This is a genomic window from Hydrogenophaga sp. YM1, assembly GCF_016903055.1.
Taxonomy (GTDB): Bacteria; Pseudomonadota; Gammaproteobacteria; order Burkholderiales; family Burkholderiaceae_C; genus Hydrogenophaga; species Hydrogenophaga borbori.
In genome coordinates, this window is record NZ_CP070223.1 from 1,789,026 (window position 1) to 1,808,966 (window position 19,941).

Below are 19,941 nucleotides of genomic sequence, written 5' to 3' on the forward strand. Positions count from 1 at the left end.
GTGTTCCGTTTTTTTTGGTTGCCTGGCGGTATCGGCCCGTAAAGGGGGCCTTGTCCTACAGGGGCTCAGGCCGCCGGCTTGGCCTTGGGCACGCGCCCGAGCAGGTAGAACTCGGGGTTGGGCGCCATGCCCGTGACGTTGGCCATGCGGTTGGACAGACCGAAGAAGGCCGTGATGGCGGTGATGTCCCAGATGTCCTCGTCGTCGAAGCCATGCGCGTGCAAGGCCTGGAAATCGGCCTCATCCACCTCGTGCGAGCGCTCGCAAACCTTGAGCGCGAAGTCGAGCATGGCGCGCTGGCGCGGCGTGATGTCGGCCTTGCGGTGGTTCACGGCCACCTGGTCGGCCACCAGGGGCTTCTTTTCGTAGATGCGCAGGATGGCGCCGTGCGCCACCACGCAGTAGAGGCACTGATTGGCCGCGCTGGTGGCGGTGACGATCATCTCTCGATCGCCCTTGCTGAGGCTGCCCGTCTCCTTGAGCATGAGCGCGTCGTGGTAGGCGAAGAAGGCGCGCCATTCCGCCGGGCGTCGCGCGAACGCGAGAAAAACGTTCGGGACGAAGCCCGATTTTTCCTGCACCTCGCGGATGCGGGCCTGGATGTCTTCGGGCAGGCTGTTGAGGTCGGGCAAGGGGTAGCGGGCCATGGCGTGTCTCCTGTGCTGGGGGTGTCGACGGCCACCAGTATCCCCGAGCCGCCGGACGCGCCGCGCGCGCGTGGTGCGGTATCGTTGCGCCGCCCTGAACCCACGGAGCCCGCATGAACCTGCCCGACGACCCCGAATTCCAGCGCGGCCTGGCCGCGCGCACCGACGTGATGGGCGAGGCCTTCGTGGCCAGCGCCCTGGGGAGCATGACCCCGTTCACCGAGCCCATGCAGCACCACATCACGCGCCGCGCCTGGGGCGACGTCTGGCAGCGTGGCGTGCTGGACCGCAAGACCCGCAGCCTGATCACCGTGGCCATGCTCACCGCCCTGGGCAAGCAGCACGAGCTCAAGGGCCACGTGCGCGGCGCGCTCAACAACGGCGCCACGCCCGAGGAATTGCAGGAGGTGCTGCTGCACGCCGCCGTGTACTGCGGCATCCCCACCGCCGTGGACGCCTTTCGAACCGCCGCCAGCGTGGTCGACGGCGAGCCGCGCTGAAGTTTTCGTCCTTTCTTTTCTACCGGAGGTTTTCCATGTCGCGATCGTTCCCCCTGACCCGCCGCGTGGCGCTGCTGGCCGCCCTGGCCCTGGGCACCGGCCTGGCACAGGCCCAGTCCAATGTGCGCATCCTGGTGGGCTTCCCACCCGGCGGCGGCACCGACGCCATCGCGCGCATCCTGGCCGAGAAGCTGCAGCCCGAGCTGGGCCAGGCGGTGGTGGTGGACAACAAGCCCGGCGCGGGCGGCCAGCTGGCGGGCCAGGCCCTGAAGGCCGCGCCGGCCGACGGCAGCACCGTGTTCCTCAGCCACGACCACAGCGTGAGCATCCTGCCGCTGACCATGAAGAACCCGGGCTTCGACCCGGCGAAGGACTTCGTGCCCGTGGCCGGCTTCGCCACCTTCGTGAACGCGGTGGCGCTGTCGGGCGGCACGCCCGCGCGCGACTTCAGGGCCTGGATCGACAGCGTGAAGGCCGCCGGCGGCAAGGCCACCGTGGGCATTCCGGCGCCGGCCTCCACGCCCCAGTTCGCGGTGCAGGTGATCGGCAAGCGGTACGGTCTGGACCTGGTGGCCGCGCCCTACCGGGGCAGCGCGCCCATGATGGGCGACATGCTGGGCAACCAGATCCCGGCGGGCGTGGGCTCGGTGCCCGACTTCATTGAAAACCACAAGGCCGGCAAGCTGCGCGTGGTGGCCGTGATGGGCACCCAGCGCCAGGCCGCGTTGCCCGAGGTGCCCACCTTCAGCGAGCTGGGCATCAAGGGCTTCGAGGACATGCCGTACTACGGCATCTTCGCGCCCGCCGGCACACCGGCGGCGGCCGTGGACAAACTCGGCGCAGCGGTCCAGAAGGTGATTGCCTTGCCCGACGTGCGCCAGAAGCTCTCGGCCATGGGCCTGACGGTGGGCTACATGAGCGGCGCCGAACTCGGCAAGCGCGAGGCCGCGTACCGCGAGGTCTGGGCCCGCATCATCAAGGACAGCGGCTACCAGCCGCAGTGAGGCCCCTCAGCCCGCCATCAGCCGGTGCACCAGGTCCGGCGTGCTGTGCGCCTGGTACTTGCGCATCAGGCGCGCGCGGTGCACCTCCACCGTGCGGTGGCTGATGGCCAGCAGCTTGCCGATCTGCTTGCTGGTGAGCCCGTCCATGATCAGCGCGGCGACCTCGCGCTCGCGCGCCGTCAGTTCGGCGCGCACCGGCCGGTGCGAGCTCAGGTCCTCGAAGCTCCAGATGCCCGCCGCGTGCGGCGCGCCGCGGTCCACCGCGCGGCCCGTCACGTGGCACCAGAAAATCTCGCCCGCCTGGCGGCCGCCCACGCGCTTCATGAGGCGGTTGTCGGCGTAGGTGCCGCTGCGGCCCAGCAGCGGCGCCATGCGCGCGCCCAGGCGCTCGTACTCGTCGGCGCTGGGGTAGAGGATCTGGAAGCTCTGGCCCACCAGCTGCTCGCGCGTGGCGCCGAACATCTCGCACAGGGCCTGGTTGCAGTCGACCATGAAGCGCTCGCGCGACAGCGCCAGCCCCACGGGGGCCAGGTCGAAGGCCAGTCGGTAGTCGATGTCCATCGTGGTTGCCCTTTACGAAATACTACGTAATCCGCTACGTAGTATCGTTGCGCTTTCCCGCATTCCCCAGCACGACTCCCCGGAGGCAATCCCCGTGAACAAAATCTACCCCAGCGCGGCCGCGGCGCTCCAGGGCGTGGTCGCCGATGGCCAGCTCATGGCCGTGGGCGGTTTCGGCCTGTGCGGCATTCCCGAAGCGCTCATCGACGCCCTGCGCGACAGCGGCGTGAAGAACCTCACCGTCATCTCCAACAACGCGGGCGTGGACGGTTTCGGCCTGGGCAAGCTGCTCGACACGCGCCAGATCAAGAAGATGATCAGCAGCTACGTGGGCGAGAACAAGGAGTTCGAGCGCCAGTACCTGGCCGGTGAACTGGAGCTGGAGTTCACGCCCCAGGGCACGCTGGCCGAGAAGCTGCGCGCCGGCGGCGCGGGCATCCCCGCCTTTTTCACCAAGACCGGCGTCGGCACCATCGTGGCCGAGGGCAAGGAGCTGCGTGAGTTCGATGGCGAGACGTATGTGATGGAGCGCTCGCTGGTGCCGGCCGTGTCGCTGGTGAAGGCGCACCGCGCCGACAAGAGCGGCAACCTGCAGTTCCGCTACACCGCGCGCAACTTCAACCCGGCCGCGGCCATGGCGGGCAAGGTCTGCATCGTTGAGGTGGAGGAGATCGTCGAGACCGGCGCCATCCACCCCGATGAGGTGCACCTGCCGGGCATCTACGTGCACCGCATCGTGCACAACCCGAATCCCGAGAAGCGCATCGAGAAGCGCACCATCACCGAAAAGGCCTGACCATGCCCTGGACCCAAGACCAGATGGCCGCGCGCGCGGCACAAGAGCTCGAGGACGGCTTCTACGTCAACCTCGGCATCGGCATCCCCACGCTGGTGGCCAACCACACCGGCACCAAGGAGGTGTGGCTGCAGAGCGAGAACGGCATGCTGGGCATCGGCCCCTTCCCCACGGAAGACCAGGTCGACGCCGACCTCATCAACGCCGGCAAGCAGACCGTGACCACCATCAAGGGCTCGTCGATCTTCGGCAGCCACGACAGCTTCGCCATGATCCGCGGCGGCAAGATCAACCTGTCCATCCTGGGCGCCATGCAGGTGAGCGAGAAGGGCGACCTGGCCAACTGGATGATCCCGGGCAAGATGGTCAAGGGCATGGGCGGCGCCATGGACCTCGTGGCCGGCGTGCCGCGCGTCATCGTGCTGATGGAGCACGTGGCGAAGAAGAAGGACGGCAGCGAGGACCTGAAGATCCTGCCGCAGTGCACGCTGCCGCTCACCGGTGTGGGCGTGGTGGACCGCATCATCACCGACCTGGGCGTGATGGACGTGACCCCGCAGGGCCTGAAGCTCGTGGAGCTGGCGCCCGGCGTCACGCGCGAGTTCATCCAGTCCAAGACCGGCGTCACCCTGGTCTGATGCGCATGGCGGGTATACTCCCGCCCGCACCCGTCATTGGGGAGTAGCCGCCCGGCGCGCCACGCGCCGGGGCTCGCGTCAACAGACTTGGCCCGCAGGCCATGGCGCGAGCAGCCTTCCAGCCTGGCAAGACCTTTGACCGCACCGCCTCCGCACGCGCCGGGGAGGCGCTGCGGTCTTTGGTTTGTTCGCCGGCCGTTGGAGTCCCCCCTTGGAAGCTTTCCTCCTGTCCACCGGCATCGTCGCGCTCGCCGAAATGGGCGACAAAACGCAATTGCTGTCGCTGGTGCTCGCCGCGCGGTTCAAGAAGCCCTGGCCCATCGTCGCGGGCATTCTCGTGGCCACCCTGCTCAACCACGCGCTCGCGGGCGCGGCCGGGGCCTGGGTCATGGCCGCCGTGGGGCCTGTGGCCATGCGTTGGGTGCTGGGCCTGTCCTTCATCGCCATGGCGGCGTGGATGCTGATTCCCGACAAGCTGGATGGCGACGAGGTGAAGGCTTCGCGCGGACTGGGCGTGTTCGCCGCCACGGCCTGGGCCTTCTTCCTGGCCGAGATGGGCGACAAGACGCAGATCGCGACCATCGCCCTCGGCGCGCAGTATGAGCCCCTGTTCGCGGTGGTGATCGGCACCACGCTGGGCATGATGATCGCCAACGCGCCGGTGGTGTTCTTCGGCGAAGCGATCACGCGCCGCGTGCCCATCAAGCTGGTGCACGCGGTCGCGGCGCTGATCTTCGCGGTGCTGGGTGTGCTCGCCCTGCTGGGAGCGGGCCCGGCCTTGACCGGCGCTCAGTAGAGGTAGGCGGCCCCGCTACCGGCGACGCTGTTGTCGGCCGGGTTGCCGTTGACGCCGGTGGCGCTGCTGGATTCGTTGACCGCGCCCACCGCCAGTGTCAGGGGGCGGCCGCCCGAGCCGCCACCCAGCGCCACGCTGCCGCCGAACTGGTCGTTCGCGTCCGGGTTGGACGCCTTCACATAGGCCTGCTGCGCCCAGGTGCTGCCCTGGCGGGCGAAGGTGTAGACGGCGCCGCTGTAAGCGAGGCTGTTGTCGGTTTGAATGCCGTTGAGGCCCGCGGCATGGCTGCCCTCCTGCCACGCCCCCACCGCCAGGGCGTTGCCATCGTTGGACAGCGCGACCGACACACCGAACTGGTCACCGCTGCCGGCGTTGGAGGCCTTCACGTAGGCCTGCTGCGCCCAGCCTGTGCCGTTGTAGGTGAAGACGTAGACGGCGCCGAAGTCTGGGCCGTTGTTGACGTGCTGGTTGCCGTTGAGGCCGGTGGCGCCGCTCTGTTCGGCGGGCGCGCCCACCGCGAGGGTGGTGCCGTCGCCCGAGAGAGCGAGACCGATGCCGAACGCATCGCCCGCTTCGCCGTTGGAGGCCTTCACGTAGGCCTCCTGGCTCCAGGCCGTGCCGCCGCGCCGGAACACGTAGACGGCGCCCGCGTTGGGCGCGCTGTTGTCGGCTGGGTCGGGGTTGGCGACGCCGTTGGAGAAGCCGTCTTCGCCCGGGGCGCTCGCGGTCAGGACGTTGCCGTCGCTGGACAACGCGACCGACGCGCCGAACAGGTCGCCGCTGTCGGCGTTGGAGGCCTTCACATAGGCTTGTTGCGCCCAGCCGATGCCGTTGTGGACGAAGACGTAGACGGCGCCGAAGTCCGGGCCGTTGTTGGTGTGCTGGTTGCCGTTGATGCCCGTGGCGTTGCTTTGCTCGGAAGGCGCGCCCACCGCGAGGGTGGTGCCGTCGCCCGAGAGGGCGAGGCCGCTGCCGAAGGCGTCGCCCGCCTCGCCGTTGGAGGCCTTCACGTAGGCCTCTTGGTTCCAGGCCGCGCCGCTGCGCCGGAACACGTAGACGGCGCCCGCGTTGGGCGCGCTGTTGTCGACCGGGTCTGGGTTCGCGACGCTGTTGGAGAACCCGTCTTCGCCCACAGCGCTCACGGCCAGCACCGTGCCATCGGCGGACAGGGCCAGATGGTCGCCGAACATGTCGCCCGCGTCGTGGTTGGACGCCTTGAGGTAGGCCTGCTGCACCCAGCCGCTGCCGCTGCGCGCGAACACGTAGACCGCGCCGCTGTTGGGGGAGCCGTGGTTGAGCGGGTCGGGTGTGCCGGTCGTGCCCGTGGCGTCGCTGCCGTCCCCGCTGGCGCCCACGGCCAGGGTGTTCCCGTCGCCGGACATTGCCACACGGGCGCCGAAGCCCATGTTCTGGCTCTGTGCGGAGGCCTTCACGTAACCGATGGCGCCCGCGAGATGCCCGCTGGCGTCGACGCTGGCGCGGTTGGCGCAGCCGTTGGCGTTGCAGACCTGCAGCGCGTAGCGCGCATTGACGCGCGCCGGCAGAAATACCTCGTGGTCGTACGCGCGGGTGCCGGCGGGCAGGGTGGCCACGGCCGTGTAGCCCGACTGGCCGTCCGGGTCCTCAAGCAGGACGTAGCTGGTGGCGCCGGCCACCTCGGCCCAACTGAAGTGAAAGGTCTTGACGCTTTGCGGCGTGAGGCTCAGCGCCGCAGAGCCGCCTCCGCCATCCGATGGCGATCCGCCGCCATCGACGACATGCCCGCCGCAGGCGGTCAGGAGGCAAGCGGCCGTCCACACGGTCGCGCAAGACAAGTACCTTTTGAACGTGTTCATCTCGATGGCCCCGATGGGAAAAGAGAAGGGCATTGAAAGAAAAACCCCGACGGAAAGCCATTCACCGGACGGCCTAGTGAGGGCTGTGCCGGGGCATCGGCCGCCCTTTTGGCTAGCATCGGTTCCATGCTTCCCCCGCACTGGCGCACCACGCACGAGATCGACGCCTTCGTCACGCTGACGCTGGCCATCCTGTTGCTGTTCATCGGCAAGGGCCTGATGCGGCGGTACGAGTGGCTGCGCCGCTTCAACATCCCGGAAGCGGTGGTGGGCGGCATGCTCTGTGCGCTTGTGGTGTGCGCGCTGTACTACCTGCTGGACGTGCGCATGGTCTTCACGCTGGGCGCGCGCGACATGCTGCTGCTGTACTTCTTCGCCGCCATCGGCATGGGCACGGACGTGCGCACGCTGCGCGAGGGCGGCCGCCCGCTGCTGGTGCTGCTGGCGCTGGCCAGCGGCTTCATGCTGTTGCAGAACGGGCTGGGCATGGCGGTGGCCGGCGCCTTCGGCATGGACCCGCGCGCGGGCCTGATGGCGGGCTCCATCTCGCTCACCGGCGGCGTCGGCACCACGCTGGCCTGGATGCCGCATTTCACCGAAACCCTGGGCATCGCCGAGGCCGGCGAACTGGGCCTGGCGGCCAACATGGTGGGCATGGTGGCGGCCTGTCTGGTGGGCGGGCCGATGGCCGCCTGGCTGATGCGGCGCCACCGCATCGCGCCCTCGGGCGCGGCCGAGGTGGAGGTGGGCCTGCGTTACCAGGACGAGCCGCACGCGCGGCTGGACTACCAGGGCGTGCTGCTGGCCCTGCTGTGGCTCAACCTGGCGCTCATGCTGGGCGAGGGCCTCAACTCTCTGGTGGCGCTCACGGGCCTGAAGCTGCCGGGCTTCGTGGGCTGCCTGATGGCGGGCATCGCGCTGCGCGGACTGGGGCAGTGGTTGTCACCGAACGGCGAGCGCCTCTGGGACTGGAGCGGCATGCGCCTGGGCGTGGCGCTGATCGGCGACGTCAGCCTGGGCCTGTTCCTCACCATGGCGCTGATGGGCCTTCAGCTGTGGGTGCTGGAGCCGGTGATGGTGTTCATGACCACGGTCATGGCGCTGCAGATCGTGCTGGCCGTGGGCTTCACGGCGCTCGTGGTGTTCCGCTGCATGGGGCGCGACTACGAGGCCACGGTGATCTGCTCGGGCTTTGGTGGCATTGCCCTGGGCTCCACGGCCACGGCCATCGCCAACATGAGCGCCATCGTGCGGGTGTACGGCGCCGCGCCGCGCGCCTTCCTCGTGGTGCCGCTGGTGTGCGGTTTCTTCATCGACCTGGTGAACGCGCTGGTGATCGGGGTGCTGGCGCGCTAGCTGGCGCGGGCGGCCGCTGACGGGGCGCGGGGGGCGCCTAGGCATTCGGATGTAGAGCATCCAAACGATGTACGGGTAGGGGGTGTGGGCATAAGGTGCAGACCTCACGGCTTCCAGCGACCACGCCATGCAAGCGCCCAGCAAAACGCCCATCAAAACGCCCATCAGGATCGGTGTCCATGCCTTGCCCGAGGCGGTTCGGGTGCGGTTCGCGGCCCTGTTCCCGATCGCCATGGCGCGCAGTACCACGCAATGGGCGCTGGTGCGCCCGGCCGATGCCGAGGTGCTGGTGTGCCATGGCCCACCGCCGCGAGGCGCCCAGCTGGTGAACCTGTGCGTCGGGCCGACCCCGGGGCTGGCCTGGGGTGCCTGCCCGGTGCAGTTGGAGGCGGGCTTTCGCGTGCTGTCGCTCATTGCCGCCCTGGAACAGGCCGCGGCGCTGGTGCGCCCGGCGCGCGAGGCCCGGCAAGCGCCGGCCCGCCGCAACCTGGCGGCGTTCGAGGAATGGCTGTCGGAGCTGCGGGAGGAGAACCTGCCGTCCGCCACGGCCTACTGAGGTGGCCCGGCCGCGTTCAGCCGCAGAAGGCGCGGACGATCTTGCCGGTCTTGGGGTCCGTCTCGATCGTGACCCGCTCTTGGCGGTAGTCCAGGGTCACGGGCTGGCCGGGGGCAATCTGCCGCACCAGGCTTGCGCCGGTGAGCTGGCGGGCCTGGTCGTCGCTGACACGGTCCTTGCCGGCGAGCGCTTGCGCGGCATCGGGCCGGCAGGCGCCCGGGGTGGCTGGTGCGCTGGGCATGGGGCTTTGGCAGGCCACGAGGCCCAGGACGGTGAGTGCGGCGGCGCCGGTGGCGAGCGGTTTCAGCTTCATGGCAAGGCCTCCCGGCTCAGGTGGCGGCGAGCGGCGGGCATCGCGGATGGCGCGACAGCGCTCGCGGCAGACGGTGGTGGAGCGGGTGAAGGGAATCGAACCCTCGTATGAAGCTTGGGAAGCTGCCGTTCTGCCATTGAACTACACCCGCATCGGGGCGGATTCTAGCGTCCCGCGCTCAGGCCGCCCCGGTGGCGATGGGCGCGCCGGGCCGGCTGCACCACTCGCTCCAGGAGCCCGGGTAGAGCATCGAGCCGCCCAGGCCCGCGATCTCCATGGCCAGCAGGTTGTGGCAGGCGCTGACGCCGGAGCCGCATTGGTTCACCACGGCCTCGGGTGGGTGGCCATCCAGCACGGCCTCGAACTCGGCGCGCAGCGTGGCCGCCGGTTTGAAGCGGCCGTCGGCCTGCAGGTTGTCGCGGAACAGGCGGTTGCGCGCGCCGGGGATGTGGCCGCCCTGGGGGTCCAGGGTTTCGTTCTCGCCGCGGAAGCGGTCGGGCGCGCGTGCGTCCAGCACCAGCCAGCGCGGCGCGTCGATGTTGGCGCGCAGCTGCCCATGGTCCGCCGCCGTGGCGAGCGAGGGGCGGGCCTTCAGCGCCGCGGGCGTGGGGCGTGGCGGCACTTCCGCCGTCACCGGTTGGCCCGCGGACTTCCAGGCGCCCAGGCCGCCATCGAGCACGGCAACCGCGCCATGGCCGATCCAGCGCAGCATCCACCACAGGCGCGAGGCGTACACGCCGCCGCTGTTGTCGTAGGCCACGACCCGCGTGTCGGTGCCGATGCCCAGCGCGCTCATGGCCTGCAGGAACACCAGGGGCTCGGGCAAGGGGTTGCGGCCGTTGTCGCCGGTGCGCTGGCCGGACAGCGTGCGCCCCATGTGCACGTGGTGGGCGCCGGGGATGTGGCCCGCCTCGTAGGCGCGGCGCCCGATCTCGGGATCGCTGGTGTCGCTGCTGCAGTCGAGCACGGTGGGCGGGTTCGGCGAGCGCAGGGCGGCGGCCAGGTCGTCGGCGCTGATCAGGGTGGTGTGGTTCATGGCGAAACGCAGAGGGAGGGTCAGGCCTTGTGGCCGCTGAGCTGGCTGCCCGCGTCGCGCGGCAGGCGCAGGCAGGCGGGCGTGGCCAGGGCGCCGATGAGGGCGAGCATGAGGAAGGCGATGCCGTAGTCGACCGGCGCGGCCTCGGCCCGGCCGGCGCCGCGCGCCGCCAGCGACACCACCACCGAGGACAGCGCGATGCCGACCATGATGGCGAGCTGCCAGACCATGGTGTTGAGCGTGGTGGCCGCGCCGATGCGCGCCGGCGGCAGTTCGGCGTAGGCGATGGCCGCCACCGCGTTGAACTGCACCGCGCGGAAGAAGCCCGCGATGGACACGGCCAGCGCGATGGCGCCCAGGCCCCAGGATTCGCGAAACAGCGCGCACACCAGCAGACCGGCCACGCACAGGCTGCCGTTGGCCAGCATCACGCGGCGAAAGCCCCAGCGGCGCAGCATGGGCGTGGTCTGTGTCTTGGTGAGCATGGCGACCAGGCCGGCGGCCAGCAGCACCAGGCCGCTTTGCACCGGCGTGTAGCCCAGGCCCAGCTGCAGCATGAGCGGCAGCAGGAAGGGCAGGGCGCCGTAGCCCACGCGCAGCAGCGAGCCCGACCAGAACGAGGCCGCGAAGGTGGGCACGCGCAACAGCGAAAAGTCGAGCATGGGCAGGCGCGCGCGGCGGTGGCGCCAGCCGTAGGCCAGGCCGAGCGCGGCCATCGGCACCAGCCACAAGGCCCCGCTCCAGCGCCCTTCGCGCAGGCCTTCGAGCACAACGATGGCGATGGCGAGCGCGCCGCCGAGCAGCAGCCAGGACAGTGGGTCGAAGCGGCCGTCGGCCGCCTGCCGGATCTGCGGGAAGGCGCGCAGCGAGCCCAGCAGGCACAGCAGCGCAATGGGCACGTTGATGAGGAACACCCAGTGCCACGACAGCCAGGTGGTGAGCAGGCCGCCCAGCGGCGGGCCCAGCATGGGGCCGGCCATGGCCAGCGTGATCATCCAGGCCAGCGCGTTCACCAGCTGCGGCTTGGGCGTGACGTGCACGATGGACGTGCGGCCCACCGGCACCATCAGCGCGGCCGAGGCGCCCTGCAGGGCGCGCGCCGCCACCAGCAGGGGCAGGCTGGTGGCCAGCGCGCACATCAGCGAGCTGAGCGCGAACACGGCCAGTGCGGCCTGGAACACGGTGCGCGTGCCAAAGCGCGAGGCCAGCCAGTCACCGGTGGGGATGAAGACCACGCTGCACAGCAGGTAGACCGTCATCGTGAGGTTCAGGCTGAGCGGGTCCACGCCCAGGCTGGCCGCGATGTCGGGGATGGCCGGCGCGATGATGGTCGAGTCCAGCTGCTCCATGAAGAAGGCCAGCCCCACGGTGAGGGGCAGCAGGCGCGCGTTCATGGGCAGCGGGTGGCCGGGCGGCTCAGTGCGCGCCGGGCGAGAAGGCGCTGGGGCGCAGCACCGTGGTGGTCTGGCGCGCCAGCAGCGGGCCGTTGGCCTCGCTGGCGGCCTTGCCGGCTTTCCAGTCGGGGTCGGCGCCGAAGGCCTTCCAGGCGGCCTCGCTGGCGGCCGCGTCGGCGAAGGCCACCAGGTAGACGAAGGTGTCGGGCTCGCCCTCAGGCTCCCAGCAATGCAGCAGGGTGATGCCGTGGCGCTGGAACAGGGGCATGGTGAGCCGGGCGAAGCGCTCGCGCAGGGCCGGGCCCTGGCCGGGCGCGGCCTCGTAGCGTTTGAGTTCGTGGATCATGGGAAGAGCTTACTGGGTGACCTGGATGCCGCTGGTCTTGACGAACTCCGACCACTTGCGCGCGTCGTCCGCCACCTGCTTGGCGAACTCGGCGGGCGAGTTGCCGCCGGGCTCGGCGCCCACGGTTTCCATGCGCTTGCGCATGGCCGGCGTCTGCAGGGCCGGGCGCAGCACGTTGGCGATGCGCTCGACGATGGCGGGTGGCGTGCCGGCCGGCGCGAACAGGCCGCTCCAGCCGGTGACGTCGAAGCCGGGCACGCCCGATTCGGCGATGGTGGGGATGTCGGGCGTCTGCGGGTAGCGGCGCGCCGTGGTCAGCGCGATGGCGCGCAGCTTGCCCGATTGCATCCAGGTCAAGGCGTCGGAGTAGTTGGCGAAGCTCAGGTGCACGTCGCCGGCCGCGGCCGCCGCCACGGCGGGCGCGCCGCCGCGGTAGGGCACGTGGACCATGTTGATGCCCACCTGGTGCTTCAGGATCTCGCCCGCGAACTGCGTGAGCCCGCCGGCGCCGCCGAAGTTGAGCTTGCCCGGGTTGGCCTTGGCGTAGGCGATGAACTCCTTGAGGTTGGTCACCGGCAGCGAGGGGTTGACCATCAGCACCAGGGGGTTGGTGTTGATGAGCGTGATGGGCGCGAAGTCCTTCACGCCGTCGTAGCCGACCTTGAAGATGTACTGGTTCAGGGTCTGGGGCGCGGCCAGCGCCAGCAGCAGGGTGTAGCCATCGGGCGGGGCCTTGGCCACGAACTCGGTGCCCAGGCTGCCGGCGGCGCCCGGTTTGTTCTCGATGATCACCGGCTGCTTGAGCTCGTCCTGCAGGACGGGCTGGATCATGCGGGCGACGATGTCGCCGATGCCGCCCGGCGCGTAGGGCACGACGATGCGGATGGCCTTGCTCGGCCAGGGGTCGCTGGCCAGGGCAAAGGGGCTGGAGAGCGCGAGGCCGGCGCCGAGCAGCGCCAGCGCTGCCAGGCGGCGCGGGATCGTGGGTGTCATGGGCTTTTGTCTCCGGAAGGGTGGGGGGTCAGAGCGGATAGACCATCAAGGTGTCGACCATCCGCGAATCCAGCACGACGCGTCTTTGCGCGATTCGCCATCCCTGGGGTCCCGGCTTGAGCACGTCGTCGTAGCGACCTGTCGCGAAGACCTCGGTCTCGCCGGTGTACATGGTCCGGTAGATCACGAAGGACGTGCGCACCTCGCAGCACCCGTCGGCCCGGGGTTCGATGAGGGGCCGACCCATCACGTGGCGGTGGGTGTGGCTCTCGAAGATGTTGGCGATGCGCAGCGCCTTGACGCGGTCGTCCAGCATGCCGCGGCCTTCGCACAACACGATGCCGATGGGGCGGCCGGCCAGCTGGTTTTCGCGCGTGGTCACCTGGTAGACGCCGTCCGGCTCGAAGAAGCCGCTCCATTCCTCGACGCGGTCGTCGTCGAGGGCCTGGCCGTAGCGCTCCAGCAGGTCGGCGATGGCCTCGCGCGCCGCCGGGGAAAGGGCCGGCGCCGCGGCCTGGACCGGGGCGGGCGTGGGGGAGAGAACGGCGGCGCTCATTCGTGGAATCCCATGATGGTCTGGTAGCCGTGCCAGAAGCCGCGCACGGCCGCTTCGGTGGCGCGCGAGGACTCGTTCGATTCGGCGAGCCGGCCGCCCATCTCGATGAACGAGGCCTTGTCGTCGGAGCCGCGCGTGCCCCGCTGCACGAAGGAGTTGATGCAGCCGTCCTCCAGCGCCACCAGGCCGGCGGCGCCGGTGAGGTTGGCCTGCATCACGCGCATCTTTTCCTGCTCTGGCGTGTCGGTCTCGTAGCCCAGGAAGACCCAGAACAGCTCGGTCTTGTCCACGCCGCGCGGCACCACGAAGCGCACCGCCAGCGAGTTCAGCGTGAGCTGGCTCACCAGCGTGGGAAAGATGGTCTGGATGCTGTGCGTGATCTGGTCGTCGAAGCCGTCCCAGGCCTGCAGCAGCTGCGGGCCGTCGAGCTCGGAGCTGTACTTGGCCGAATGCACCTCGGCGCTCTGGTACTCGGCGGCGGCGTCCAGCGTGGCGCGCTTGCTGTAGCTGATGTGGTGCCACTTCTTCTCGGACAGGATGATGCCGCCGTCCATGTCGAGCCGGTTCACCTTGAAGGTGGTGTAGAAGGTGTGCAGCAGCGTGGCGTGGTACGAGTCGCGCACGTTCTCGGCGTACAGCTTCCAGTTGTTGTGGATCATCTGGCTGTGCGTGCCGAGGATCTTCAGGGGGTGGTCCATGTTGCGCTTGAGGAAGGCGGTGATGCGATCGCCCAGGAATTCCTCCAGCGGTGGCGTCTCGTCCTGGAAGGTGCCGAAGACGATGCCCGCCATCACCGACACGCGGATCGGCTGCAGGCGGTGCTGGGACACATCGAAGTCCTCGGGCATGCCGCCCTTGCCCTTGACGCCCTTCTGGAAGGCCACGCCGCGCAGGCGGCCGTCGAGCCGGTAGTTCCAGGCGTGGTACACGCAGGTCAGCGACTTCTTGTTGTCGTGGTCCTTGAGGCAGACCAGGGCGCCCTTGTGCGCGCAGCGGTTGACCATGGCGTGCAGCTCGCCGTTCTCGTCGCGCGTCACGATGATGGGTGTGTCGCCGATCCAGGTGGTGCGGATGTCGCCGGGGTTCTTCACCTCCACCGCCAGGCAGAGGTAGTGCCAGATCGGGCCGCGGAAGATCTTGTCCTGCTCCATCTGGTAGATGGCGGGATCGGAGAAGACGCGGTAGGGCACGCGCGTGGCGCCGCCGGCGGGCCAGCGCAGGCTCACGGGCGGGGCCACGGGGGCCTCGGCCGCGCGTGCGCTCGCGGCGCCAGCGCACGCGTCGGCGTCGTGCAGTTCGCAGGAGGTGGTGTCCATGTCTCGTGGGGGCGGGATGAAGAAGGTGTGCGGATGCTAGGTACGCGCCACCCATAAGTCGATAAGATGAAGGCGATCAACAGTATCTGGATTGCAGATGGGACAAGACGCCGCCCCCCGCTTCGACCTCAACCTGCTGCGGGTGTTTCTCGCGGTGTACGACACCAAGAGCGTGGGCGGTGCCGCGCAGGCGCTGAACATGAGCCAGCCTGGTCTGAGCACCGCGCTGGCGCGCCTGCGCAAGCAGCTCGGCGACCCGCTGTTCCTGCGTGGCGCCAGCGGCATGGAACCCACCAGCCGCGCGCGCAGCCTGGCCGATTCGGTGCGCGGCATCATGCGCGCGGTGGACGCCGAGGTGCTCAAGCCGCCGGTGTTCGACCCCACCACCTCCACGCGCGAGTTCCGCATCGCGCTCACCGACATCGCCGAGGGCATCTACCTGCCGATCGCGCTGCGGGCCTTGAAGGAAAACGCCTCGCGCATGAGCCTGCGCTCGGTGTTCATGGCGCCGCGCGACCTGGAGGAGGCCATGGCGGCGGGCGAGGTGGACATGGCGGCCGGCTTCTACCCCGACATCAAGGGCTCGGCCTTCATGCACCGGCGCATCGCGCTGCACTCGTTCGCCTGCCTGGCGGCCGCGCGCCACCCCGAGCTGGGCGAGCGCATGACGCCGGAGCAGTTCGCGCGCCTGCCGCACGTGGTGGTGGAGGCCACCGGCCGAAGCCAGGAGGTGTTCGACCGCTTCCTGCAGCGGCGCCAGCTGCAGCGCGACGTGGTGCTGCGCACGCCGCACTTCATGAGCGTGCCCGTCATCGTGGCGGAGAGCGACGCGGTGGCCGTGGTGCCGCAGGCCTTGGCCGATTTCATCATCGACCACCCGCGCATCAAGCAGGTGCGGCTGCCCTTTCGGCCGCCCACGTTCCAGGCCAACCTGTACTGGCACCGCAGCGCGCACACCGACCCGGCCAACCAGTGGCTGCGCCAGGCGCTGATCCGCGAGTTCCCGCGCCTGCAGGCGCGCGCCTACGACCGCAACGGCCGCGCGGCCAATGCGCCGGGCGGGTGATGGTCGTTGCCTGGGTGGTGAGGGGTGGGTGGTGGGTGTCAGGGCCGGGCGCAGGGCCGTGGCGTGCGGCACCTGAGCTGGCCAATCAACGAAAGAACCTTGCTTCTCGCGCCAGTCCTGTCTGCAGGCCGAGGGTTCGGGCAATGGCGGGGTGGGCGCCTATGCGCAGGCGAGGAGCGCTGGGTGGGCGGCCCGCGCGCGCAGCGCGCTTCGTCAACTGACTCGCGGCGGCTGTTTGAGCGCAGTGGGCGCAGCCCACGCAGCGAGTTCCGCCGCGGGGCCGCTCACCCGAGCACCGCAGCGGACCCCTCGCGCAGCGAGGGGCTGCGCATTGAAGCCCGCCCCGCCATTGCCCGAACCCTCGGCCCGCCCACCCGCAGCCCCTGAAGCCCAAAGCCCAAAGCCCAAAGCCCAAAGCGTGCACGCGGCCTCAGGCCGCCTCGGCGGGCAGCGCGCGCACCCAGTCGCCCAGTACGCGGGCGAGTTCGTCTGGGCACTCGGCCGCGCTGATGTGCGCGGCCTCCACCTCGGCGATGCGCGCGCCCGCGATGTCGGCGGCGATGGCTTGCGACTGCGCCAGCGGCGTGGCGAGGTCGTGCCGGCCCGCGACGACCAGCGTGGGCGTGTGGATGCGCCGGTTGCCCGGGCGCAGGTCCATGGCCGCGATCGCCTCGCAGGCGCGCACATAGCCTAGCGTGTCGGTGCCCAGCAGGCTTTGGCGCAGCCGCTCGGCCACGGCCTGGCCGGCCGGGCTCTGGCGGAACGCCGGCGTCAGCCAGCGGTCGAGCGAAGCGTCGGCCACGGCGGGCATGCCGCTGCGGCGCACGGCCTCGATGCGCGCGTCCCACAGCGCGCGGTCGGCGTAGTGGGGCGCGGAGTTGATGACGGCCAGGCCGCGCAGCAGCGCCGGGTGCCGCGCCGCCAGCGCCTGACCGACCATGCCGCCCAGCGACAGGCCGGCGAACACCACGGGTCGCGACGAGACCGAGCGGATCACGGCAGCGGCGTCGTCCGCCAGGTCGTCGATGGTGTAGGGCGCCTCCGGCGACGGGCCCTGGCCATGGCCCCGGTGGTCGTAGCGCACCACGGTGCAGTGGGTCGCGAGCCGGGCCGTGAGCGCGTCCCACATGTGGCGGTCGAGGGCGAGTGCGTGGCTCAGGACCACGAGGGGCCCTTGTCCTTCCTGACTGATGTTCATGGGGTCTGCCGTGGCGTTGAGGGAACGCCGGGCAGTCTACGGGCGGGGATGGCGCTGGCGCATCGCTCGCAGCGATACGCGGTATCGCGCCGGGCAAGCCCGCCGCGGCCGCTCACGCGAACAGCCGCTGCGCCTGCACGCCCAGCCCCCGGGCCACGCTGGCGTCGCGGTCCCCATGCCAGGCCAGCGCCGCCGGCAGGCGGGCGGCGATGCGCTCGGTCAGGGGCCTGAAGCCGGTGGAGCCGCCGGTGAAGTACACGGCGTCCACCGCGTCGGCGCGCACGCCGGCCGCCCGCAGCGTTTCGTCGGCCGCCGCCACGATGCGCTGCAGCTGCGCGTCCAGCGCCTGCACGGCCTGGGCGCCATCGAGCGTGGCCTGCAGGCCGGGTTCCAGCCGGGCCAGGTCGATGCGGGTGGCGCCGCCCTCGGCGACGGCGATCTTGGCCGCTTCGGCCTGGCCGACGAGGGCGTGGCCCAGGCGCTGCTCCAGCACGGTCATCAGCCGCCGGTACTGCGCGGGGTCGCCGTAGAAGCCGCCCATGCGGCGCAGCTCGGCCATGCGCCGGGGGCTGTAGACCGTGTTGATGAGGTGCCAGGTGGCGAGGTCGAAGTACACGCGGCTGGGCACCTCGCGCGGCGTTTCGCCGGGGCGCCGCGGGCCCAGGCCTTTGTAGCCGCACAGGGGCAGGATGCTGGCCAGCTCGATGTGGCGGTCGAAGTCGGTGCCGGCGACGTGCACGCCATGGTTGGCCAGGATGTCGTCCTGGCGGTCCAGTCGCTGGCGGCGCTCGGGGCCGATGCGCACGAGCGAGAAGTCCGAGGTGCCGCCGCCGATGTCGGCGACCAGCACCAGCTGCTCGCGCTGCACGGTCTGCTCGTAGTCGAGCGCGGCGGCGATCGGCTCGTACTGGACGCTCAGCTCGCGCAGGCCGACGGCGCGCGCCGCGTCTTCCAGCGCCCGCTGCGCCTGGGCGTCGCGCACCGGATCGCCATCGACGAAATAGACCGGGCGGCCCAGCACCGCGCGCTCCAGCGGCGCGCCGGCCTGTTGCTCGGCCAGCGACTTCAGGTGCCGCAGGTAGCCCGAGACCACGTCGAGGTAGCGCACCGATCGGCCGGCGCCCACCTCGGTGCTCTGCTCGGCCAGGCTGGAGCCGAGGATGCTCTTCATCGAGCGCATGAGCCGCCCCTCATGCCCCTGCATGTAGGCGGCCAGGGCCTCGCGGCCGTACGCGCGCTGCGGCTCCTCGTGGGCCGCCAGGCCCTCCACCTGGTAGAAGACCGCGGTGGGCATGGTGCGCCGGCCGGGCTCCACCTCGACCAGCTCGACGCCGCCGCCGGGTGCCGGCAGCGCGATGGCCGAGTTGGAGGTGCCGAAGTCGATGGCGCAGAAAGGGGGGCGCGCCGCCGGGGCGCTCAAAACCCCACCGCTTGCCCGTCGCGCCGCGAATCGCTGGCGGCCACGTAGCCGTCCTCCAGGTCGTCGCTCAGGCGTGCGATGAACTGGCCGCTGCCGAAGTCGAGGTAGCTGTCGGCGGTGGGCTCGAAGCGGTGGCCCAAGGCCTTGAGGCCCTCGCGCAGCGCGGGGTTCATGGTGGACTCGAAGTCCACGTCCAGACCCTTGCCCCACTTCCAACGCGGCGCGTCGCTGGCGGCCTGCGGCTGCTGGCCGTGCACCAGCATGCGCACCAGCGTTTGCACGTGGCCCTGGGGCTGCATGTTGGCGCCCATCACGCCAAAGCCCATCACCGGCTGGCCGCCGCGCGTGAGAAAGCCCGGGATGATGGTGTGGAAGGGCCGCTTGCCCGGCGCCACCTGGTTGGGGTGGCCGTCCTGCAGCGTGAAGCCGTGGCCGCGGTTCTGCAGGCTCACGCCCCAGCCGGGCACCACCACGCCGCTGCCGAAGCCCAGGTAGTTGGACTGGATCAGGCTGACCATGCGGCCCTGCGCGTCGGCGGTGGTGAGGTACACCGTGCCGCCGCGCGGCGGCTCGCCCGGCCCGGGGTCGATGGCGCGCTTGGGGTCGATGCGCTGGGCGCGCTCGCGCAGGTAGGCGGGGTCCAGCAGATCGGCCGCGGTGACCTCGGTCATGTAGCGCTCGTCGGCCACCCAGCGGTAGGTGTCGGCGAAGGCCAGCTTCATGGCCTCGATCTGCAGGTGCTGGCCTTCGATGCTGTCGGCCCCGAAGCGGCCGATGTCCAGCTGCTCCAGCATGCCCAGCGCCATCAGCGCGGCGATGCCCTGGCCGTTGGGCGGCAGTTCGTGCACCGTGTGACCGGCGAAACCGATCTCGATGGGCCGCACCCATTGCGCCTGGTGGGCGGCGAGGTCGCTGGCGCGCAGCTGGGCGCCGTGCTCACGGGCGAAGGCCTCGATGGCGGCGGCGATCTCGCCGCGGTAGAAGGCCTCGCCGCGGGTTTGGGCGATGGCGCGCAGCGCGCGGGCCGCGTCGGGGAAAGCGAAGCGCTCGCCCGCCTGCGGCGCGCGCCCGCGCGGCAGGAAGGCCTGGGCGAAGCCGGGCTTGTCGCGCAGCAGGGGCACGGCCTGCGCCCACTTCTTCGCGATCACCGGCGCCACCGCGTGGCCGCGCTCGGCGAGTTCGATGGCGGGCGCCATCAGGTCGGCGAAGGGCAGGGCGCCGAAGCGCTCGGACAGCGCCGCCCAGCCGCCCACGGCGCCGGGCACGGTGACGGCGTCGAAGCCGCGCAGGGGCATCTGGCCGCCGTGCTTCTGGTCGAAGTAGGCCTTGCTCCAGCCCATGGGCGCCACGCCCGATGAGTTCATGCCGTGCAGGCGCTCGCCGTCCCAGACGATGGCGAAGTTGTCGCTGCCCAGGCCGTTGGAGCAGGGCTCCACCACCGTCAGCGCGGCGGCGGTCGCGATGGCCGCGTCGATCGCGTTGCCGCCCTTGAGCAGCATGCGCAGCCCGGCCATCGCGGCCAGCGGCTGGGTGGTGGCCACCGCGTTGCGCGCCATCAGCGGCGCGCGCGAGACGGGGTAGGGGTTGTTCCAGTCGCTGAACCGCATCGGGGAG

Annotated in this window: 21 protein-coding genes, 1 tRNA gene and 1 riboswitch; of the genes, 8 read left to right on the plus strand and 14 right to left on the minus strand. The window is 70.6% G+C overall.

Annotation, left to right across the window (positions count from 1 at the left end; genetic code table 11):
- Positions 1-65: 65 nt before the first annotated feature.
- Positions 66-647, minus strand: coding sequence for a peroxidase-related enzyme (locus tag JNX00_RS08555; protein WP_070398142.1), 582 nt, complete (start codon positions 645-647; stop codon positions 66-68).
- Between the two features lie 113 nt (positions 648-760).
- Between JNX00_RS08555 and JNX00_RS08560 the strand changes: the two genes are divergently transcribed.
- Positions 761-1,147, plus strand: coding sequence for a carboxymuconolactone decarboxylase family protein (locus JNX00_RS08560; RefSeq protein WP_070398141.1), 387 nt, complete (start codon positions 761-763; stop codon positions 1,145-1,147).
- 35 nt (positions 1,148-1,182) lie between these two features.
- The gene (locus tag JNX00_RS08565) at positions 1,183-2,151 is read left to right on the plus strand and encodes a Bug family tripartite tricarboxylate transporter substrate binding protein (RefSeq protein ID WP_204744691.1); all 969 of its coding nucleotides are present in this window, start codon (positions 1,183-1,185) and stop codon (positions 2,149-2,151) included.
- Positions 2,152-2,157: 6 nt separating this feature from the next.
- Here the strand turns inward: JNX00_RS08565 and JNX00_RS08570 are convergent, their stop codons facing one another.
- Entirely contained in the window at positions 2,158-2,712 is a 555-nt protein-coding gene (locus JNX00_RS08570; RefSeq protein WP_070398139.1) for a PAS and helix-turn-helix domain-containing protein, read from the minus strand.
- Between the two features lie 94 nt (positions 2,713-2,806).
- On the opposite strand from JNX00_RS08570, the gene JNX00_RS08575 reads away from it, so the two are divergent.
- The 3 genes from JNX00_RS08575 to JNX00_RS08585 all read left to right on the plus strand — a co-directional run bounded on the left by JNX00_RS08575 (position 2,807) and on the right by JNX00_RS08585 (position 4,942).
- Positions 2,807-3,508, plus strand: a complete 702-nt coding sequence (locus JNX00_RS08575; protein ID WP_116957639.1) for a CoA transferase subunit A — start codon at positions 2,807-2,809, stop codon at positions 3,506-3,508.
- A gap of 2 nt (positions 3,509-3,510) precedes the next feature.
- On the plus strand, positions 3,511-4,146 hold the full coding sequence (locus tag JNX00_RS08580; protein ID WP_070398137.1) for a 3-oxoacid CoA-transferase subunit B: 636 nt from the start codon (positions 3,511-3,513) through the stop codon (positions 4,144-4,146).
- Between the two features lie 26 nt (positions 4,147-4,172).
- A riboswitch (yybP-ykoY riboswitch) is annotated at positions 4,173-4,352 on the plus strand.
- A 5-nt stretch (positions 4,353-4,357) separates the two neighbouring features.
- Complete coding sequence (locus tag JNX00_RS08585) at positions 4,358-4,942, plus strand: TMEM165/GDT1 family protein (RefSeq protein WP_070398136.1); 585 nt, start codon at positions 4,358-4,360, stop codon at positions 4,940-4,942.
- Here the strand turns inward: JNX00_RS08585 and JNX00_RS08590 are convergent.
- Positions 4,936-6,777: an integrin gene (locus tag JNX00_RS08590; RefSeq protein ID WP_204744692.1), complete on the minus strand. Its 1,842-nt coding sequence runs from the start codon at positions 6,775-6,777 to the stop codon at positions 4,936-4,938. The two genes, JNX00_RS08585 and JNX00_RS08590, sit on opposite strands and share 7 nt — an antisense overlap.
- Before the next feature lie 126 nt (positions 6,778-6,903).
- Here JNX00_RS08590 and gltS point away from each other — a divergent pair, with 126 nt between their 5' ends.
- Both gltS and JNX00_RS08600 read left to right on the plus strand, forming a co-directional pair.
- Positions 6,904-8,133 (plus strand): sodium/glutamate symporter, encoded by a 1,230-nt coding sequence (gene gltS, locus JNX00_RS08595; protein WP_204744693.1) that lies wholly within the window; start codon positions 6,904-6,906, stop codon positions 8,131-8,133.
- Between the two features lie 127 nt (positions 8,134-8,260).
- Positions 8,261-8,689, plus strand: a complete 429-nt coding sequence (locus tag JNX00_RS08600) for a hypothetical protein (protein WP_204744694.1) — start codon at positions 8,261-8,263, stop codon at positions 8,687-8,689.
- Between the two features lie 16 nt (positions 8,690-8,705).
- Here JNX00_RS08600 and JNX00_RS08605 read toward each other — a convergent pair whose 3' ends face one another.
- The 8 genes from JNX00_RS08605 to JNX00_RS08640 form a co-directional block, all read right to left on the minus strand.
- Positions 8,706-9,002: an I78 family peptidase inhibitor gene (locus JNX00_RS08605; protein WP_204744695.1), complete on the minus strand. Its 297-nt coding sequence runs from the start codon at positions 9,000-9,002 to the stop codon at positions 8,706-8,708.
- A 77-nt stretch (positions 9,003-9,079) separates the two neighbouring features.
- Positions 9,080-9,153: transfer RNA gene (locus JNX00_RS08610), tRNA-Gly, on the minus strand.
- Between the two features lie 27 nt (positions 9,154-9,180).
- Positions 9,181-10,038 (minus strand): sulfurtransferase, encoded by an 858-nt coding sequence (locus JNX00_RS08615; protein ID WP_204744696.1) that lies wholly within the window; start codon positions 10,036-10,038, stop codon positions 9,181-9,183.
- Positions 10,039-10,058: 20 nt separating this feature from the next.
- Positions 10,059-11,432, minus strand: coding sequence for an MFS transporter (locus tag JNX00_RS08620; protein WP_204744697.1), 1,374 nt, complete (start codon positions 11,430-11,432; stop codon positions 10,059-10,061).
- Between the two features lie 22 nt (positions 11,433-11,454).
- Entirely contained in the window at positions 11,455-11,778 is a 324-nt protein-coding gene (locus tag JNX00_RS08625; protein ID WP_070398119.1) for an NIPSNAP family protein, read from the minus strand.
- A 9-nt stretch (positions 11,779-11,787) separates the two neighbouring features.
- Positions 11,788-12,771 carry a tripartite tricarboxylate transporter substrate binding protein gene (locus JNX00_RS08630; RefSeq protein ID WP_070398118.1) on the minus strand — a complete coding sequence of 328 codons (984 nt, stop codon included), beginning with the start codon at positions 12,769-12,771 and terminating at the stop codon, positions 11,788-11,790.
- A 28-nt stretch (positions 12,772-12,799) separates the two neighbouring features.
- Positions 12,800-13,327, minus strand: a complete 528-nt coding sequence (locus JNX00_RS08635; RefSeq protein ID WP_204744698.1) for an aromatic-ring-hydroxylating dioxygenase subunit beta — start codon at positions 13,325-13,327, stop codon at positions 12,800-12,802.
- Positions 13,324-14,643 (minus strand): Rieske 2Fe-2S domain-containing protein, encoded by a 1,320-nt coding sequence (locus tag JNX00_RS08640; RefSeq protein WP_239478287.1) that lies wholly within the window; start codon positions 14,641-14,643, stop codon positions 13,324-13,326. The genes JNX00_RS08635 and JNX00_RS08640 overlap by 4 nt, the downstream gene beginning before the upstream one ends.
- 97 nt (positions 14,644-14,740) lie before the next feature.
- On the opposite strand from JNX00_RS08640, the gene JNX00_RS08645 reads away from it, so the two are divergent.
- The gene (locus JNX00_RS08645) at positions 14,741-15,709 is read left to right on the plus strand and encodes a LysR family transcriptional regulator (protein ID WP_204744699.1); all 969 of its coding nucleotides are present in this window, start codon (positions 14,741-14,743) and stop codon (positions 15,707-15,709) included.
- A 430-nt stretch (positions 15,710-16,139) separates the two neighbouring features.
- Here the strand turns inward: JNX00_RS08645 and JNX00_RS08650 are convergent, their stop codons facing one another.
- From JNX00_RS08650 to JNX00_RS08660, 3 genes are all read right to left on the minus strand, one after another.
- Positions 16,140-16,907 carry an alpha/beta fold hydrolase gene (locus tag JNX00_RS08650; RefSeq protein WP_070398116.1) on the minus strand — a complete coding sequence of 256 codons (768 nt, stop codon included), beginning with the start codon at positions 16,905-16,907 and terminating at the stop codon, positions 16,140-16,142.
- Between the two features lie 112 nt (positions 16,908-17,019).
- Complete coding sequence (locus tag JNX00_RS08655; RefSeq protein WP_204744700.1) at positions 17,020-18,327, minus strand: Hsp70 family protein; 1,308 nt, start codon at positions 18,325-18,327, stop codon at positions 17,020-17,022.
- Positions 18,324-19,934: a gamma-glutamyltransferase family protein gene (locus tag JNX00_RS08660; RefSeq protein WP_204744701.1), complete on the minus strand. Its 1,611-nt coding sequence runs from the start codon at positions 19,932-19,934 to the stop codon at positions 18,324-18,326. Before JNX00_RS08660 ends, JNX00_RS08655 begins: the two co-directional genes overlap by 4 nt.
- Positions 19,935-19,941 lie beyond the last annotated feature (7 nt).

Coding starts and splice junctions, on each gene's coding strand:
- JNX00_RS08555 (WP_070398142.1), bottom strand. CDS start 647: ATGGCCCGCTACCCCTTGCCCGACCTCAACAGCCTGCCCGAAGACATC.
- JNX00_RS08560 (WP_070398141.1), top strand. CDS start 761: ATGAACCTGCCCGACGACCCCGAATTCCAGCGCGGCCTGGCCGCGCGC.
- JNX00_RS08565 (WP_204744691.1), top strand. CDS start 1,183: ATGTCGCGATCGTTCCCCCTGACCCGCCGCGTGGCGCTGCTGGCCGCC.
- JNX00_RS08570 (WP_070398139.1), bottom strand. CDS start 2,712: ATGGACATCGACTACCGACTGGCCTTCGACCTGGCCCCCGTGGGGCTG.
- JNX00_RS08580 (WP_070398137.1), top strand. CDS start 3,511: ATGCCCTGGACCCAAGACCAGATGGCCGCGCGCGCGGCACAAGAGCTC.
- JNX00_RS08590 (WP_204744692.1), bottom strand. CDS start 6,777: ATGAACACGTTCAAAAGGTACTTGTCTTGCGCGACCGTGTGGACGGCC.
- gltS (WP_204744693.1), top strand. CDS start 6,904: ATGCTTCCCCCGCACTGGCGCACCACGCACGAGATCGACGCCTTCGTC.
- JNX00_RS08600 (WP_204744694.1), top strand. CDS start 8,261: ATGCAAGCGCCCAGCAAAACGCCCATCAAAACGCCCATCAGGATCGGT.
- JNX00_RS08605 (WP_204744695.1), bottom strand. CDS start 9,002: ATGAAGCTGAAACCGCTCGCCACCGGCGCCGCCGCACTCACCGTCCTG.
- JNX00_RS08615 (WP_204744696.1), bottom strand. CDS start 10,038: ATGAACCACACCACCCTGATCAGCGCCGACGACCTGGCCGCCGCCCTG.
- JNX00_RS08620 (WP_204744697.1), bottom strand. CDS start 11,432: ATGAACGCGCGCCTGCTGCCCCTCACCGTGGGGCTGGCCTTCTTCATG.
- JNX00_RS08625 (WP_070398119.1), bottom strand. CDS start 11,778: ATGATCCACGAACTCAAACGCTACGAGGCCGCGCCCGGCCAGGGCCCG.
- JNX00_RS08630 (WP_070398118.1), bottom strand. CDS start 12,771: ATGACACCCACGATCCCGCGCCGCCTGGCAGCGCTGGCGCTGCTCGGC.
- JNX00_RS08635 (WP_204744698.1), bottom strand. CDS start 13,327: ATGAGCGCCGCCGTTCTCTCCCCCACGCCCGCCCCGGTCCAGGCCGCG.
- JNX00_RS08640 (WP_239478287.1), bottom strand. CDS start 14,643: ATGGACACCACCTCCTGCGAACTGCACGACGCCGACGCGTGCGCTGGC.
- JNX00_RS08645 (WP_204744699.1), top strand. CDS start 14,741: ATGGGACAAGACGCCGCCCCCCGCTTCGACCTCAACCTGCTGCGGGTG.
- JNX00_RS08650 (WP_070398116.1), bottom strand. CDS start 16,907: ATGAACATCAGTCAGGAAGGACAAGGGCCCCTCGTGGTCCTGAGCCAC.
- JNX00_RS08660 (WP_204744701.1), bottom strand. CDS start 19,934: ATGCGGTTCAGCGACTGGAACAACCCCTACCCCGTCTCGCGCGCGCCG.